Origin of the sequence: Chryseobacterium sp. (assembly GCF_029240215.1) — a bacterium.
Classification (GTDB): domain Bacteria; phylum Bacteroidota; class Bacteroidia; order Flavobacteriales; family Weeksellaceae; genus Chryseobacterium.
The window spans coordinates 27,648-42,789 of the sequence record NZ_JARBTK010000008.1; the positions used below are offsets into that span (position 1 = coordinate 27,648).

Here is a 15,142-nt window from a genome sequence, read left to right on the forward strand (position 1 = left end):
GATTAGTTTTCCTGTTGCTTAATTAAATTCAATGCAGAACCTGCTTTGAACCAGTCGATCTGCTGATCGTTATACGTGTGGTTTGCCATTACAATATCTTTAGTCCCATCAGTATGGATAAACTCTAAAGTCAATTGTTTTCCTGGAGCAAACTGATCTAAATCAAGGAAATTAACAACGTCATCTTCCTGAATTTTATCATAATCTGCCTCGTTAGCAAAAGTTAATCCCAGCATTCCTTGTTTTTTCAGGTTGGTCTCATGGATTCTTGCAAATGATTTTACCAAAACCGCTTTTACACCAAGATGTCTCGGCTCCATTGCAGCGTGTTCTCTTGAAGAACCTTCGCCATAGTTTTGATCTCCAACTACAATTGAAGGGATTCCTGCAGCTTTGTAAGCTCTCTGTACCGCAGGAACTTCACCGTAAGAACCGTCTAACTCGTTTTTTACACTATTGGTTTCCATGTTGTAGGCATTTACAGCCCCAATCAACATATTGTTTGAGATATTATCAAGGTGGCCTCTGTATTTCAACCATGGTCCTGCCATAGAAATATGGTCTGTTGTACATTTTCCGAAAGCTTTAATTAAAACTCTCGCTCCGGTAATATTTTTTCCGTCCCAAGCAGGGAATTCTTCCAACAGCTGAAGCCTGTCTGAAGTTGGGCTTACATTTACCTGAACCCCCGATCCGTCTTCCGAAGGAGCTTGGTATCCGTTGTCATCTACTGCAAATCCTTTTGATGGCAATTCAAAACCTTTAGGTTCATTTAATTTTATTTGTTCTCCGTTTTCTGCAGTTAAAGTATCTGTAATTGGGTTAAAATCTAATCTTCCTGAGATTGCAATGGCAGCTACCATTTCCGGAGAAGCTACGAAAGCATGAGTGTTTGGGTTTCCATCTGCTCTTTTTGCAAAATTTCTGTTGAATGAGTGAATGATTGAGTTTTTCTCACCTTTTTCAGCACCTTCTCTGTCCCACTGTCCGATACAAGGTCCACAAGCATTTGTAAAGATTCTTGCGTTTTCAAATTTCCTGAATGAATTTAAGAAACCGTCTCTTTCTGCGGTAAATTTCACTTGTTCAGAACCCGGGTTGATTCCTAAGATTGCTTTGGGCTTTACTCCTTTAGCAACAGCGTCTTCAACAATAGAAGCGGCTCTCGATAAATCTTCATAAGAAGAATTGGTGCAAGATCCTATCAGTGCCCATTCCACTTCAATTGGCCAACCGTTAGCTTCAGCTTTTTCTTTAAATTCAGAAACGGGAGTTGCCAGATCCGGAGTAAAGGGTCCGTTCAAATGTGGAGCTAATTCTGAAAGATTAATTTCAATAACCTGATCAAAATATTGTTCCGGGTTTGCATAAACCTCAGCATCACCTGTTAAATGCTCAGCAATTTTATCAGCAGCATCTACAACATCCTGTCTTCCTGTAGAAGAAAGATATCTTCTCATAGAATCATCATATCCGAAAGTGGAGGTGGTAGCACCAACTTCAGCACCCATGTTGCAAATTGTTCCTTTTCCTGTTGCCGAAAGCGACAGTGCTCCTTCTCCGAAATATTCTACGATGCAGCCGGTTCCACCTTTTACGGTCAAAATTCCTGCAACTTTTAAGATAACATCTTTTGCGGAAGTCCATCCGCTCATTTTTCCTGTTAATTTTACCCCGATTAATTTTGGCATTTTCAATTCCCAAGCCATTCCTGCCATTACATCTACTGCATCTGCACCACCAACTCCGATGGCAACCATTCCTAATCCACCTGCGTTTACGGTATGAGAATCAGTTCCGATCATCATACCTCCTGGAAATGCATAGTTTTCTAATACAACCTGATGAATAATTCCTGCTCCCGGTTTCCAAAAGCCGATGCCGTATTTATCACATACAGAACTTAAAAAATTGAAAACTTCTGAGTTTTTATTAATACCTTCCTGAAGATCTGATTCTGCACCTACTCGCGCCTGAATCAGGTGATCTGCATGAACTGTTGACGGAACTGCCACTTTAGCTTTTCCTGCCTGCATAAATTGTAAGAGTGCCATTTGTGCAGTTGCATCCTGCATGGCAACTCTGTCCGGAGCAAAATCCACGTAAGAATTTCCTCTTTCGTATTCCTGTGTTGAATTTCCTTCCCACAAATGTGTGTAAAGGATTTTTTCTGAAAGTGTCAAAGGTTTTCCTGTGATTTTTCTTGCTGCTGCAATACGTTCAGGATAGCGTTCGTACACTTTTTTGATCATGTCAATGTCGAAAGTCATATCTTAATTTAATTTTTCTTTTTTAATGAATTTTCCATTTTTAATTTAAAATGGATTATATTCTGATTCATCAAATTCTGTTCCTTCAATCCATTAAAAGGATATTAACGATGAATAATCAGGATATTTTATTTCTATCAAGGTAAGGAAAAATAAAATCGCAGTCATTGATTTAAGTTAAAATAAATGATTTAAAGGTTTAAATAGAAATGTTCTAAACAAAAAATGAAAGATTTTAAATCCAAATGGATCAAAATCTTTCATTTATATAATTTCTAAAACAGTCTTAAGGATGAATTTATCTCTGAGTATTAGTGCCCCACTGCTACTAATTCTTTAATCGGAGGAGCAAATTTAGTTAAGTCAATACCTTCAACTGCTGCTTTATATTCTTCAATATTAGGAATTCTTCCGATGATTGCAGAAAGGACAACAACCGGAGTGGAAGCCAATAAAGATTCTCCTTTTTTACGCTCAGAATCTTCAACCACTCTTCCCTGGAAAAGACGGGTAGAAGTTGCTAAAACAGTATCACCTTTTTCAGCTTTCTCCTGATTACCCATGCAAAGGTTACATCCGGGACGCTCAAGGTACATCATGTTTTTGTACTCTACACGAGCTGTACCTTTAGGAGCATTATCATCAAATTCAAAACCTGAATATTTCTCTAATAATTCCCAGTCTCCTTCAGCTTTTAACTCATCAATAATATTATAAGTTGGAGCCGCAACAACAAGTGGCGCTAAGAATTCAACTTTACCATTTTTTCTTTCAATATTTCTCAACATCTGAGAAACGATTTTCAAATCGCCTTTGTGAACCATACAAGATCCTACGAAACCAAGGTCAACTTTTTTGTCACCTCCGTAATAGGTAAGGTCTCTGATAGTATCGTGCGTATATCTTTTAGAAACATCTTCGTTGTTTACATCCGGATCAGCAATCATTGGCTCGATAATGATGTCAAGATCAACAACTACTTCTGCATAATAACTGGCATTTGAATCCGGCGTTAAAGCTGGTTTTTCACCTGACTTAATCTCTGTGATTCTCTTATTTGCTTTATTGATCAATCCCTGAAGAACCTGATTATGGTTATCCATTCCTTTGTCGATCATGATCTGGATTCTGCTTTTTGCAATTTCCAATGATTCGATCAAAGTATCATCTTCAGAAATACAGATTGAAGCTTTTGCTTTCATTTCTGCAGTCCAGTCTGTAAATGTAAATGCCTGATCAGCAGGAAGAGTTCCGATATGAACCTCAATAATTCTACCCTGGAATACATTTTCGCCTCCAAACTGTTGTAACATTTGCAGTTGAGTAGCATGTACCACATCACGGAAATCCATATGATGCTTCATGTCACCTTTGAAAGTTACTTTTACAGATTCTGGAATTGGCATAGATGCTTCACCAGTCGCCAAAGCAAGTGCAACAGTTCCAGAGTCAGCTCCAAAAGCAACACCTTTTGACATTCTTGTGTGAGAGTCACCACCAATGATGATTGCCCATTCGTCGATGGTAATATCGTTAAGAACCTTATGAATAACGTCTGTCATTGCATGATATTCACCTTTCGGGTCACGAGCTGTAATCAATCCGAAATCATTCATGAATTTCATTAATCTCGGAATATTTGCCTGAGCTTTTTTATCCCAAACCGAAGCCGTATGACACCCTGATTGGTACGCACCGTCAACGATTGGAGAAATCACTGTTGCAGCCATTGATTCTAATTCCTGAGCGGTCATCAAACCGGTTGTGTCCTGAGAACCAACAATGTTGACTTCAACACGAACGTCTGAACCAGCGTGTAAAACCTTCCCTGGAGCTAAACCAACAGCATTTTTATTAAATATTTTTTCAACGGCAGTAAGACCCACTCCTTCTTTAGTAATTTCTTTTGATGGCGCATAAACCGTAGGAATCTCTATTCCTAAGATATTTGAAGCCCAAGTCTGTAATTTTTTACCAAAAACGATAGCGTAAGATCCACCGGCTTTGATGAATTCCATCTTCTGTGGCGTAAATGACTTCGAAATGTCTTTCAATTCCTGATCGCCGTTGTATAATTTTTTGGTCTTGGTATTAATTGTAAGAACTGTTCCTGTTGCTACAGAATAAACTTCCTCAAGGATTGGTTCGTTGTTTTCATTACGAATCACATTACCATCTGCATCTAGTTTTTTTACCCAGTTCTGAAGATCGATTCCTATTCCGCCGGTAACATCAACCGTTGTAAGGAAAATCGGAGAAATGCCGTTTGTTCCGCCAACAATTGGTGCAAAATTCACAAATGGAATATAAGGACTCGCTTGTTTGCCTGTCCAAAGTGCAACGTTGTTTACACCAGACATTCTGGATGATCCCACACCCATTGTTCCTTTTTCAGCGATCAGCATTACGCTTTTGTCAGGATGCTGAGCTTGCAAAGCTTTGATTTCCTCTTGAGCTTCAGGTGTCATCATACACTTTCCATGAAGTTCCCGGTCAGATCTTGAGTGTGCCTGATTTCCAGGAGACAATAAATCTGTAGAAATGTCGCCTTCGCCGGCGATGTACGTTACCACTTTGATTTCTTCCGGAGCTTCCGGAAGTTTTGTGAAAAATTCAGCCTGAGCGTAGCTTTCAACAAGTTCTTTTGCGATTTCGTTACCTTTGTGGAAAGCTTCTTTCAAACGGTCTGTGTCAGCTTCGTAAAGAAAAACCTGTGTTTTAAGAACGTTTGCAGCTTCTTTAGCAATTTGAGCATTATTTCCTAATGCTAAATCCAGCAATACTTCAATTGAAGGGCCACCCTTCATGTGAGATAATAACTCAAATGCAAATGCCGGAGATATTTCTTCTAATACGGATTCACCTAAAATAATTTCTTTCAAAAATTTAGCTTTCACACCTGCAGCACTTGTAGTTCCCGGTAATGTATTGTAAATAAAAAATTTAAGAGAATCTGCTCTGTGTTCGTTATCCGAATCTTTAATTTGTGCAATGATTTCGCTAAGCAATTCTGCACTATCAATAGGTTTTGGATGAAGACCTTGGTTTTTTCTTTCTTCGATCTCTTGGATGTAATCCTGATAAATATTCATAAATAGAAGTTCTTTTCAAAGTTAATAGTAGATTGTAAAGAGTTGTTATTCAAACATTCACATTTAATGCAAATTGCTGCAACAAAACAAATATGACCTACTGCATTTTAGAACATGAGCTAATGTTCAGCCCCGAAAGTGAGAATAAAAGATTTTTTCTGAAAATGTAAATGACTTACAAGTGATCTGTCTTTTTGCAAAAACTCTCTTTTAGGTAACGTTCAGATATTATTTGATCATATTTATATCAAAAATCATCTTTCAAACGTTTTAAAAATTATCAGACATTTAAAAATGCTCCCAAAAATACGAATTTTTAATATTTTTTTGGGGTTAAATTATTTAGATTCTGTATAAATATGAATTTTATATTTTCTATTTTTGGCAGATATTTTGAACGCAAGTGATCATGAAGAAAATTTTTGATGTTATTTTTATTCTTTTATCTATAAGTCTGTTGTCGCAGTCTAAAAGTTTGAAAGATAATCAGTTATTAAATAAGAAAAATTCTGCAAAGAAGATTGTAAAAAAAACTCCTGAGAATAATTTGATTGTTCTCAATGAAAATGTTCCTTTGTTGATTCCGCAAAAAAAGAATGATAATTTTGGATATATTAATCAGAAAGGGAAATTCATCATCGCACCTGAATACCATATCGCAATGTTTTTTGCTGAAGATTGCAACCTTTTAAACTCTCCAAATCCTAAAGTCAAGAAATTTGGCACGGTCAAATTTGCCACTGTTGAGAAAAATAACATCTCATACAGAATTGATCAGACCGGAAAAAAAGTGTATCAATATAAAAATGCGGATCTGGGAAAATGCCAAAGTGAATTTAAAAAACAACTTTTCCATGCCTATATTTTAAACGGATTTTACGGAATTATCGAAGATTCAAAATTCAGTAATCCTGCAGATCGTTCTCATTTTAAGATTTATCCGAAATACCAGTATCTCCATATTCTTGAAGGTGATGATTTGTCAAATCCTATGATCGTAGCATCACATAAAGACAAATTTGGTGTCATCGATGTCAACAATAATATTATCATTCCTTTTGAATATGCTGATATTAAAAGAAATTACAGCTGGAAATTGGGCAAAATGTTTGAAGTTACAAAAGACGATATAAACTATTATTACATTGATTCTGATAACAAATCGTATTAAATTTGGAAGATCGGTAAATTTTTGTAATTTCGCGCTGAAATTAAAGGGGTGCTCCAATGGGGGCTGAGATTATACCCAATGAACCTGGAACAGATAATGCTGTTTAGGGATGTTGTATCATAATATCTTATCGATCCCCTTTTATTCCATTAAATTTTAAAAATTTATAAGAATGAAAGGATTATTTTTTTTAGGACTTACCGCAAGTTCGCTGAGTTTTGCACAAACTCAAAACACAGATTCTCTGAAAATCAGAGAAATTGAAGCCGTCAACTTTACCAGAAGGCTGCCTGTTGCCAAAGAGATCATCAACGTACAAAAAGATCTTGAGAGCAGAAATCTCGGACAGGATTTACCGATTCTCTTAAAAAACCAAACCTCAATTATCTCAACTTCCGATGCCGGAAACGGAGTAGGTTACACTGGTTTTAGAATTCGTGGAGTTGCCGGAAGGGGAATTAATGTGATGATGAACGGTGTTCCGTTCAACGATTCTGAAAGTCAGGGAACTTTCTTTGTGAACGTTCCGGATTTGACGAGTTCAGCATCACAGATTGTCATTCAAAGAGGTGTGGGAACTTCCAACAATGGAGTTTCTGCGTTTGGAGCCAGTATCAATGTAATTTCGAAAGACCCTGAAGAAAAGTTTTATTTTAAAACAGACGACAGTTACGGATCTTTTAATACTTACAAATATTCCGCTGAAGTTGGTTCCGGGAAATTTTGGAAAAACCGACTTTCTGTGATGGGAAGATATACCAATATTCATTCTGACGGATATATTGACCGTGCCTTTTCAGATTTAAACTCTTACAATTTTACTGCATTATTTGAAGAAGCAAAAACAAAAATCCGTTTGATGGCTTTTGGCGGAAAAGAAAAAACGTATCAGGCATGGAACGGAGTCGATAGAAAAACATGGGAAACCAATCCCAGATATAATGTTTCCGGTGCTATTTATGATGCAAACTGGGAAAATGTTGTTGGATTTTACGATAATGAAACTGATAATTACAGACAAAACCATTATCAATTACTTTGGGAGCAAGGATTAAATGAAAGATGGAATTTAGAAACCACTTTACACTACACTAAAGGAAGAGGATATTACGAAAACTATAAACAGGGAGATCCTTACGCAAGATACGCTCTGCCTGATTTCAACGGTGAAGAATATTCAGATTTTATCAGAAAAAAATGGCTGAATAATGACTTCTACGGAATTGTTTCAACGCTATACGGAAAATTTGACAATCTCGATTTGAATTTCGGAGTTGTAGGAAATCAATATTACGGAAGACATTATGGAAATGTAACCGATGTTTTTGTTCCGCAGATTCAGGAGCATGAGTATTACAGAAACCGTTCTGTGAAAAATGAGGTGGCGGGTTTTGCTAAAGCTTTGGTAAAAGTAAATAATTTCGAATTCTTCGGGGATCTTCAATTAAGAAACATCGATTATGATACGAAAATCTTAATGGAAGGCGATGGCGAAGGCGCAAATTTAGAAAAAAACTGGCTGTTTTTTAATCCAAAAGCCGGTGTCAATTACAAATTAGGCAACGGAAAAGTATTCGTTTCTTACGCTCATGCGCAGAGAGAACCGAATCGTGATGATTTGATCGCAAACAACGATGTGAAATCGGAAAAGCTACACGATTTTGAGGCGGGAATAGAAAAACAGTTTGGGAAAGTCGCTTTCACAGCCAATCTATATTATATGTATTACCTGAATCAGTTGGTTTTAAACGGACAGATCAGCAATATAGGTGAATTCATCAGAACCAATTCAGGGAAAAGTTACAGAAGAGGAATTGAAGTCGGCGCTTTGGCGAAATTTTCAAAACAATGGGAAATTTCAGGAAATGTAAGTTTGAGTCAAAACAGAAATTTAGATTTCAGGATTGAAAACGAAAGCGGCATCAATGCTTTAGGAAACACTGAAATATCTTTTTCACCAAATGTAATTGCCAATTTAAGTCTGAAATTTAATCCTACTAAAAATTTCCAGCTTGCTTTGATGAATCAGTATGTCGGGAAACAGTATTTAGACAATACGGAAACTCAGGATTTGCAGTTGAAAGATTATCTTCTGACAGATTTTAATGCTCAGTATCAGTTTAAAGTGGCAAGACATGACGTTGCTTTAAAACTTTTGGTCAATAATGTTTTTAATCAGAAATATGTCAACAACGGATATGTCTATGAAGGGCCAATCTATTTTTCTCAGGCAGGAACCAACTTTATGTTCGGGATCAGCTGGAAAATTCAGTAATGCTATTTAAACACCATTTCATATTATTATATTTCAGTAAAGTTCAGATTAAATTTTGAAGGCTGCTTCGGCAGTCTTTTTTTGTTTTATATTTAAAATTATTGATCCATTTTTAAATCTATTCAAGTTTTTGATCTAGGCAATATATTTTGTTTTTCTTTATTAAATGAAATGCCTTTGTTTCTCTTTATCTAAATGTTGCTTACTGAAAAAAAGCGTTGTCTTTCTTTGCGTTAAATAATCGCAAGGAAAGACAAAGAATTATATGATGAAGAAAATAAAATAAGTTAGACAAAGGCGTTTCACTTATTTTCGAAATACAAAGATTTGTAATGCAGGATAAGTTTATGATAAATTTATACAGATCTGTGTAATCTGTGGGAAGCTCATTTCATAATATATGATACAAACAAATCTCTGAAAAAGTCACGAAAAAGTTATAAATTTGCGACCAAATGAATATTTCAGCTTACATTTTAGACTATTTGAAACAATTTGGAACGGCTACCGTTCCGAAGTTTGGTGTATTTTCTCTGGAAAATTCTAAAGCGGTCATCAACTCAGAAAACGGAAGCATTCTTCCGCCTTCTACAAAAATTGCTTTTCATTCTGATTATCAGGTTTTATCTGATGATTTGGTTCAGTTTATCAGCAGTCAGAAAGCGGTTTCAAAAGAAGCTGCAGAAAACGAATTGCAGATTCAAACCGATTTTTGGAAAAAGAAATTGCAGGCAGAACAGGTTTTGGAGATTCAAGATCTTGGAACTATTTTCATCGAAGACGGACAGTTTCATTTTAAAGGAAACCGTTTAGAATCTGATCATCCCGATTTTTATGGTTTAGAAGAAATCCACTTTTCAGATATTAACAAAGGTGAGACTTTTGAAACGCCTAAAAATATAGAGAAAGATTACAAATTTAATAAATCAATCCTTTGGATTTTCTTGTTCATCGTTCCGGTTTTAGGAATGTTGTATTTAGCATACACTCAGCAGGAATTGATCTTTGGAAAAAAATCTTTTGATGATGTTTCGGTACAGACCAAAACGAAAAGGATTGAAAAGAAAATTCCGGTAAAAATTGATTCAGTTCAGATAAAAAAAGCAGATTCTGTAAAAGCTTTTAAGGCAGATTCTTTAAGAAAAGATTCAATCAAACAAGCTGCAAAAACTTGGAAACCAAGCTCCCAAAAAAGAAAATCAAGATGGCAAAAATAAAAAAAGCGTCAGAATCTCTGACGGTGATGACCAATATCGTACTTCCCAATGATACCAATCAGTTGAGAAATCTTTTCGGAGGCGAATTATTGGCAAGAATGGATCGTTGTGCGTCAATCTCTGCAACAAGACATTGTGAAAGAAGAGTAGTTACAGCTTCTGTTAATCACGTTTCATTTGATCACCCAATTCCTGAAGGCGGAATTGTTGTGATGGAATCTAAAGTTTCGCGCGCATTTTCTACTTCAATGGAGATTTATGTAGATGTTTGGTTAGATGATCCGATCAATCATAAAAAAATACAGACCAATAAAGGAATATACACTTTTGTTGCCGTAGACGAATTCAACAGACCAATTCCGATTCCTGCAATGGAGCCGGAAACTGAGCTTGAAGTAGAAAGATTCGATGCTGCTTTAAGAAGAAAAGAACTTTCTTTAATTCTGTCGGGAAGAATGAAGCCAACAGATTCGGTAGAGCTGAAAAAATTGTTTGCAGGAGAAATTGATGTATAAATAGTGACGGAAGATTTTTCTTCCGTTTATTTTTAAATGTAATCTGAGATCATGAGAATCTTACTTTTAGATAAAAATCACCCACTCATCACCGAACAACTTTTAGAAAAAAACTTTATTCTGGAAGAAGATTTTACGTCTTCTTACAATGAGGTTTGCCATAAAATTGAAAATTATGATGGGGTAATTATCAGAAGCAGAATTCCTTTAGACCAAAACTTTTTAGAGAAAGCGAAAAATCTGAAATTCATCGCAAGAGTAGGAGCCGGAATGGAAAATATCGACATTCTTGTTGCTGAAAAGTTGGGAATTCAGTTGATCAATTCTCCGGAAGGAAACAGAGATTCTGTTGCAGAGCATGTGGTTGGAATGCTTTTAATTTTAATGAACCGACTTTTCATCGCATCCAATGAAGTGAAAAACGGAATCTGGCTGCGTGAAGAAAATCGTGGTGACGAATTATTAGGAAAAACTGTAGGATTAATCGGTTACGGAAATATGGGAAAAGCTACGGGAAAAAGACTTTCGGGTTTTGGATGTAAGGTAATTTTTCATGATATTCTTCCCAATCTTTCTGATGAATTTGCATCGCAGGTTTCTTTAGAAGAATTAAAAAATCAAGCTGAGATTTTAAGCTTACATATTCCTTTAACGGCAGAGACAAATTATTTAATTGATGGTCGGTTTATTTCAGAAATGAAAAAAGATTTCTATTTTGTAAATACAGCAAGAGGAAAAAATGTTGAAACGAAAAGTTTAGTCAAAGCTTTGAAATCCGGAAAAGTAAAAGGAGCTTGTCTTGATGTTTTGGAATATGAGAAAGCTTCTTTTGAAAATCTAGAGACAAATAATGAAGATTTAAACTACCTTTTAAATTCTGAAAAAGTAATCGTAACACCTCATATTGCAGGCTGGACTCATCAAAGCAAAGAAAAACTGGCGCAGGTGATAGTTGATAAAATTCTTTTGTCCTATTCAAATTAATGTTTTTAGATTATGTTAAATAATTCATAATTTACATTCATGTTTACCTATTTATTTTGAGTTTTATTAAATTGCCATTCATTTTTGAAACTCATGAAGAAGCTTACTTTTGTACTCGCTGCAACCTTATTTTTATTTCTTTTTTCCTGTAAAAACAAATCCGAAAACAAAGAATCTTTAACAGAGAACAATACCAATCTTCCGAATTATGGAAATGTAGATCTGGGTAAAGTGTTTTCACCACAGGACGGGGTTCTTTCAAACAAAGATTTTGTCATCAATTATATCGACCAGTATTATAAAAAAGTTTGGGAAGGAAGCGATCTTAGTGGCGGAATTTTAGTTGCAAAAGGAAACGATATTTTATTTGAAAATTATAGAGGTTTTGGAAGAGAGGGTAATCAGATGCCAATTGACAAAAATACACCTTTACACGTTGCTTCGGTTTCAAAAACTTTGACTGCGATGGCAATGCTGAAATTGGTAGAAGCAGGAAAAATAAAATTATCTGATCGCCTGACACAATTTTTTCCGGGATTTCCTTATCCGAATGTTACGGTTCAGACGTTATTGGATCAAAGAAGCGGGCTTCCGAAGTACGAATATTTCATCACCAAAATTCAACCCGCTCCGGCAGAGCTTTCAAAGACTTACATTACCAATCAGGATGTTCTGAATATGATCATCAAATACAAACCTGAATTGGCAAGAGACACCGATACGGGTTTTATGTATTGCAATACCAACTTTGCTCTTTTGGCTTTGTTGATTGAAAAAGTGACTAAGACTTCTTTTCCGCAGGCAATGCAAGAAATGGTTTTTACTCCTTTAAAAATGACAAATACTTACATTTTTCAGGAAAAAGATATTCCTACAGCAGCTCAGTCATTTTATTATGGTGGAAACAGATTGTATCCTTTAGACCGTTTGGATTTGATTTATGGTGACAAAAATGTATATACAACGCCTAGAGATTTATATACTTTTTCAAAAGCAATGTTTTCGAAGGATTTCCTGAAACCGGAATTAAAAGATATGATTTTTGCTCCTTACAGCAATGAAAAAGCAGGACAAAATAATTATGGCTTAGGATTCAGAATGAAAATTTTTGATAACGGAGAAAAATTAACGTATCATAACGGTTGGTGGCACGGAACCAATTCTGTATTTGCTCATCTTTTAAAATCTAAAGTAACCATTGTCGCTATTGGGAATAAATATTCGGGGAAAGTCTACTCGGCTTTGGCGTTGTCGGGATTATTTGAAGATTTCCCGCCTCAAAAAGACAAGCTCAATCACATTATGAATGATAATAAAGACACATTAAAAACAGGAACTGAAGTTTTTGGAGAATAATGTTTATTTTTGCTCAAATATATTCATGAAAAGAATTCTTCTCTTACTGATCGTCAGTTTTCTTGTGCATTCCTGTGCAAGAGTAGGTTCTCCCATTGGCGGGCCAAAAGATACTTTGGCTCCGAAGTTTCTAAGTTCAAATATTGATACCACAAGAGTGAATGTAAGAAGAGACATCAAGGAACTCAGAATCGATTTTGATGAATATATTACACTGAAAGATATCAATAAAAACCTTAATATTTCTCCGCCAATAGAGAATATTACGAGAATTCTTCCGTCAAATATTGCTAATAAATATCTGATCATTCAATGGTCTGATACGCTTCAGGCAAATACTACATATAATTTTAATTTTGGAAATTCAATAGCAGATAACAGTGAATCAAACATTCTGAGATATTTTAATTTTGCTTTTTCTACAGGTGAAAAACTTGATGATCTCTACATAAGTGGTGAAGTGAAAGATGCTTTTGCCATTACAAAGCAGAACAGCAGCGAAAATAAAATGGTTGTAGGCTTGTATCAGCTGAAAGATACGATCAATTATAAAAAGAAACCTTATTACATCACCAAAGTTGATGACGATGGATATTATGAATTAAATTATCTCGCTCCCGGAAAATACAAGATCATTGCGTACGATGATGAAAACGGAAACTCAATCTATGATCCGGGTAAGGAAAAAATTGGCTTCAGAAAAGATACGGTAACTATAGAAAAATCGATTTCAGGTTTAAATTTAAAATTATATCCGTCTAAAAAAGCATTTAAAAAACCTGAATTAAAAGAAGTTCCGGGAGGTATTCTCATGACATTTGAAGGGAATCCTACTGATGCGAAAGTTATTTCACGAAACGAAAAGCTTCAGGATTTTAAAGTTACACATATACCAAAATCAGATTCTGTGCGTATTTGGTTTGATGCTGCGAAAAGTAATGTAGGACAAACGGTGACCGAAAATTTGAAATTCGGATACGAAGCGGATGGTAAAAAAGATTCTACTTCGGTTTTCTATAAGTATAACGCAAAAAATACGATGACTGTCGAAAATAATATCGGCGGTTCTCTTCTTCCTCCTAAAACTGATTTCAAACTGATTTCAAATTATGTTGTAGATAAGATCAATCCTGAAAAATGGACGCTGAAGACTGATAGTGTAAGCCAGAATTTTACAGCTAAAATATCTGCTTCCAATCCTTACGAAATTTTGGTTCAGTCTGATTTCGTGGCGGGTAAAAAATATCAGCTTACAATTCCCAAAACTACGGTCTCTTCTTTTTATGAAAAAAATGCAGAATCAAAAAGATTTGATTTTGAAGCTGATAAAGTTGAAAACTATGGAAGCCTCAACTTTACTCTTACTAATGCACCAAAAACAAAATTCTGGATTCAATTGTTAGATTCTTCTGAAAAAGCTGTTTATCAAAAATATACAAGTGGAACACAAGCCAATTTTGACATCGTAAAACCGGGTGATTATATTGTCAGGATTTTGGTAGATAACAATGAAAATAAACATTGGGATGAGGCGGATTTTGTCAATGATATTTTTGCTGAAGATTCTTATGTCTACTACAAAATGGTAGTAGCAAGACCATTATGGGAAACAAAAGAAGATTGGGACCTGAATGATAAAAGAGTATTTGAAGGTGTCAAAGCTCCAAAACCTAATCAAAAAGATGAAACCCAGACAAGTCCTGGTCTTTTGAATAACAATAATAACGGTACTAATTTAAATAACAGTACGAGGTTGAACAACACGAGACAATTAACCCGATAATGAAAACATTGAAAAAAATAGTTTTCTGGATTTTTGTTTCTTTTGCGATCATTCAGTTTATACCCATTGAAAAAACAAATCAACCGATCAATAAGTCTGTTAATTTTGTTGATGTTAAAAAGTCGCCACCAAAAGTTGTGACATTGCTAAAAAATGCTTGCTACGATTGTCATTCAAATGAAACGGTTTATCCGAAGTACGCCTATATTGCGCCGTTTTCCTGGTCTGTAAAAGATCATATCAATGAAGGTCGGGAACATCTCAATTTCTCGGTTTGGAACTCTTATAATAAAGACCTAAAGGAAAGTATGTTGAATAAGGCTGTTCAGACTTTAAAAGATAAGTCGATGCCTTTACCTGCTTATATTGTTTATCATAACGAAGCAAATTTATCTGATGCGGAACGAACAGTTTTGATCAAATATTTTGAGGAAATTCTGAAGACAAAATCTTATTAAATTAAAAATAAAAACTCCCAC

The 15,142-nt window shown here is 35.4% G+C and carries 10 protein-coding genes and 1 riboswitch; of the genes, 8 read left to right on the top strand and 2 right to left on the bottom strand.

Annotation, left to right across the window (positions count from 1 at the left end; all coding sequences use genetic code 11):
- Positions 1–2: 2 nt before the first annotated feature.
- Complete coding sequence (locus tag K0R77_RS14825; protein ID WP_300353987.1) at positions 3–2,270, bottom strand: aconitate hydratase; 2,268 nt, start codon at positions 2,268–2,270, stop codon at positions 3–5.
- 311 nt (positions 2,271–2,581) lie between these two features.
- Positions 2,582–5,362, bottom strand: coding sequence for a bifunctional aconitate hydratase 2/2-methylisocitrate dehydratase (locus K0R77_RS14830; RefSeq protein ID WP_300353989.1), 2,781 nt, complete (start codon positions 5,360–5,362; stop codon positions 2,582–2,584).
- Between the two features lie 409 nt (positions 5,363–5,771).
- Here K0R77_RS14830 and K0R77_RS14835 point away from each other — a divergent pair, with 409 nt between their 5' ends.
- From K0R77_RS14835 to K0R77_RS14870, 8 genes are all read left to right on the top strand, one after another.
- Positions 5,772–6,533 carry a WG repeat-containing protein gene (locus K0R77_RS14835; RefSeq protein ID WP_300353991.1) on the top strand — a complete coding sequence of 254 codons (762 nt, stop codon included), beginning with the start codon at positions 5,772–5,774 and terminating at the stop codon, positions 6,531–6,533.
- Positions 6,534–6,567: 34 nt separating this feature from the next.
- Positions 6,568–6,661, top strand: a riboswitch (TPP riboswitch).
- 44 nt (positions 6,662–6,705) lie between these two features.
- On the top strand, positions 6,706–8,808 hold the full coding sequence (locus K0R77_RS14840) for a TonB-dependent receptor (RefSeq protein WP_300353993.1): 2,103 nt from the start codon (positions 6,706–6,708) through the stop codon (positions 8,806–8,808).
- 455 nt (positions 8,809–9,263) lie between these two features.
- A complete protein-coding gene (locus tag K0R77_RS14845) occupies positions 9,264–10,025 on the top strand; it encodes a hypothetical protein (RefSeq protein WP_300353994.1) in 762 nt (253 codons plus the stop codon).
- Positions 10,013–10,540 carry an acyl-CoA thioesterase gene (locus tag K0R77_RS14850; protein ID WP_300353995.1) on the top strand — a complete coding sequence of 176 codons (528 nt, stop codon included), beginning with the start codon at positions 10,013–10,015 and terminating at the stop codon, positions 10,538–10,540. Before K0R77_RS14845 ends, K0R77_RS14850 begins: the two co-directional genes overlap by 13 nt.
- Before the next feature lie 51 nt (positions 10,541–10,591).
- The gene (locus K0R77_RS14855) at positions 10,592–11,524 is read left to right on the top strand and encodes a 2-hydroxyacid dehydrogenase (protein WP_300353996.1); all 933 of its coding nucleotides are present in this window, start codon (positions 10,592–10,594) and stop codon (positions 11,522–11,524) included.
- A gap of 93 nt (positions 11,525–11,617) precedes the next feature.
- Positions 11,618–12,880 carry a serine hydrolase gene (locus tag K0R77_RS14860; protein ID WP_300353997.1) on the top strand — a complete coding sequence of 421 codons (1,263 nt, stop codon included), beginning with the start codon at positions 11,618–11,620 and terminating at the stop codon, positions 12,878–12,880.
- 25 nt (positions 12,881–12,905) lie between these two features.
- The gene (locus K0R77_RS14865) at positions 12,906–14,663 is read left to right on the top strand and encodes an Ig-like domain-containing protein (protein WP_300353999.1); all 1,758 of its coding nucleotides are present in this window, start codon (positions 12,906–12,908) and stop codon (positions 14,661–14,663) included.
- Positions 14,663–15,121: a heme-binding domain-containing protein gene (locus tag K0R77_RS14870; protein ID WP_300354000.1), complete on the top strand. Its 459-nt coding sequence runs from the start codon at positions 14,663–14,665 to the stop codon at positions 15,119–15,121. The genes K0R77_RS14865 and K0R77_RS14870 overlap by 1 nt, the downstream gene beginning before the upstream one ends.
- Positions 15,122–15,142 lie beyond the last annotated feature (21 nt).

Coding starts and splice junctions, on each gene's coding strand:
- K0R77_RS14830 (WP_300353989.1), bottom strand. CDS start 5,362: ATGAATATTTATCAGGATTACATCCAAGAGATCGAAGAAAGAAAAAAC.
- K0R77_RS14865 (WP_300353999.1), top strand. CDS start 12,906: ATGAAAAGAATTCTTCTCTTACTGATCGTCAGTTTTCTTGTGCATTCC.
- K0R77_RS14855 (WP_300353996.1), top strand. CDS start 10,592: ATGAGAATCTTACTTTTAGATAAAAATCACCCACTCATCACCGAACAA.
- K0R77_RS14825 (WP_300353987.1), bottom strand. CDS start 2,270: ATGACTTTCGACATTGACATGATCAAAAAAGTGTACGAACGCTATCCT.
- K0R77_RS14845 (WP_300353994.1), top strand. CDS start 9,264: ATGAATATTTCAGCTTACATTTTAGACTATTTGAAACAATTTGGAACG.
- K0R77_RS14850 (WP_300353995.1), top strand. CDS start 10,013: ATGGCAAAAATAAAAAAAGCGTCAGAATCTCTGACGGTGATGACCAAT.
- K0R77_RS14870 (WP_300354000.1), top strand. CDS start 14,663: ATGAAAACATTGAAAAAAATAGTTTTCTGGATTTTTGTTTCTTTTGCG.
- K0R77_RS14860 (WP_300353997.1), top strand. CDS start 11,618: ATGAAGAAGCTTACTTTTGTACTCGCTGCAACCTTATTTTTATTTCTT.
- K0R77_RS14840 (WP_300353993.1), top strand. CDS start 6,706: ATGAAAGGATTATTTTTTTTAGGACTTACCGCAAGTTCGCTGAGTTTT.
- K0R77_RS14835 (WP_300353991.1), top strand. CDS start 5,772: ATGAAGAAAATTTTTGATGTTATTTTTATTCTTTTATCTATAAGTCTG.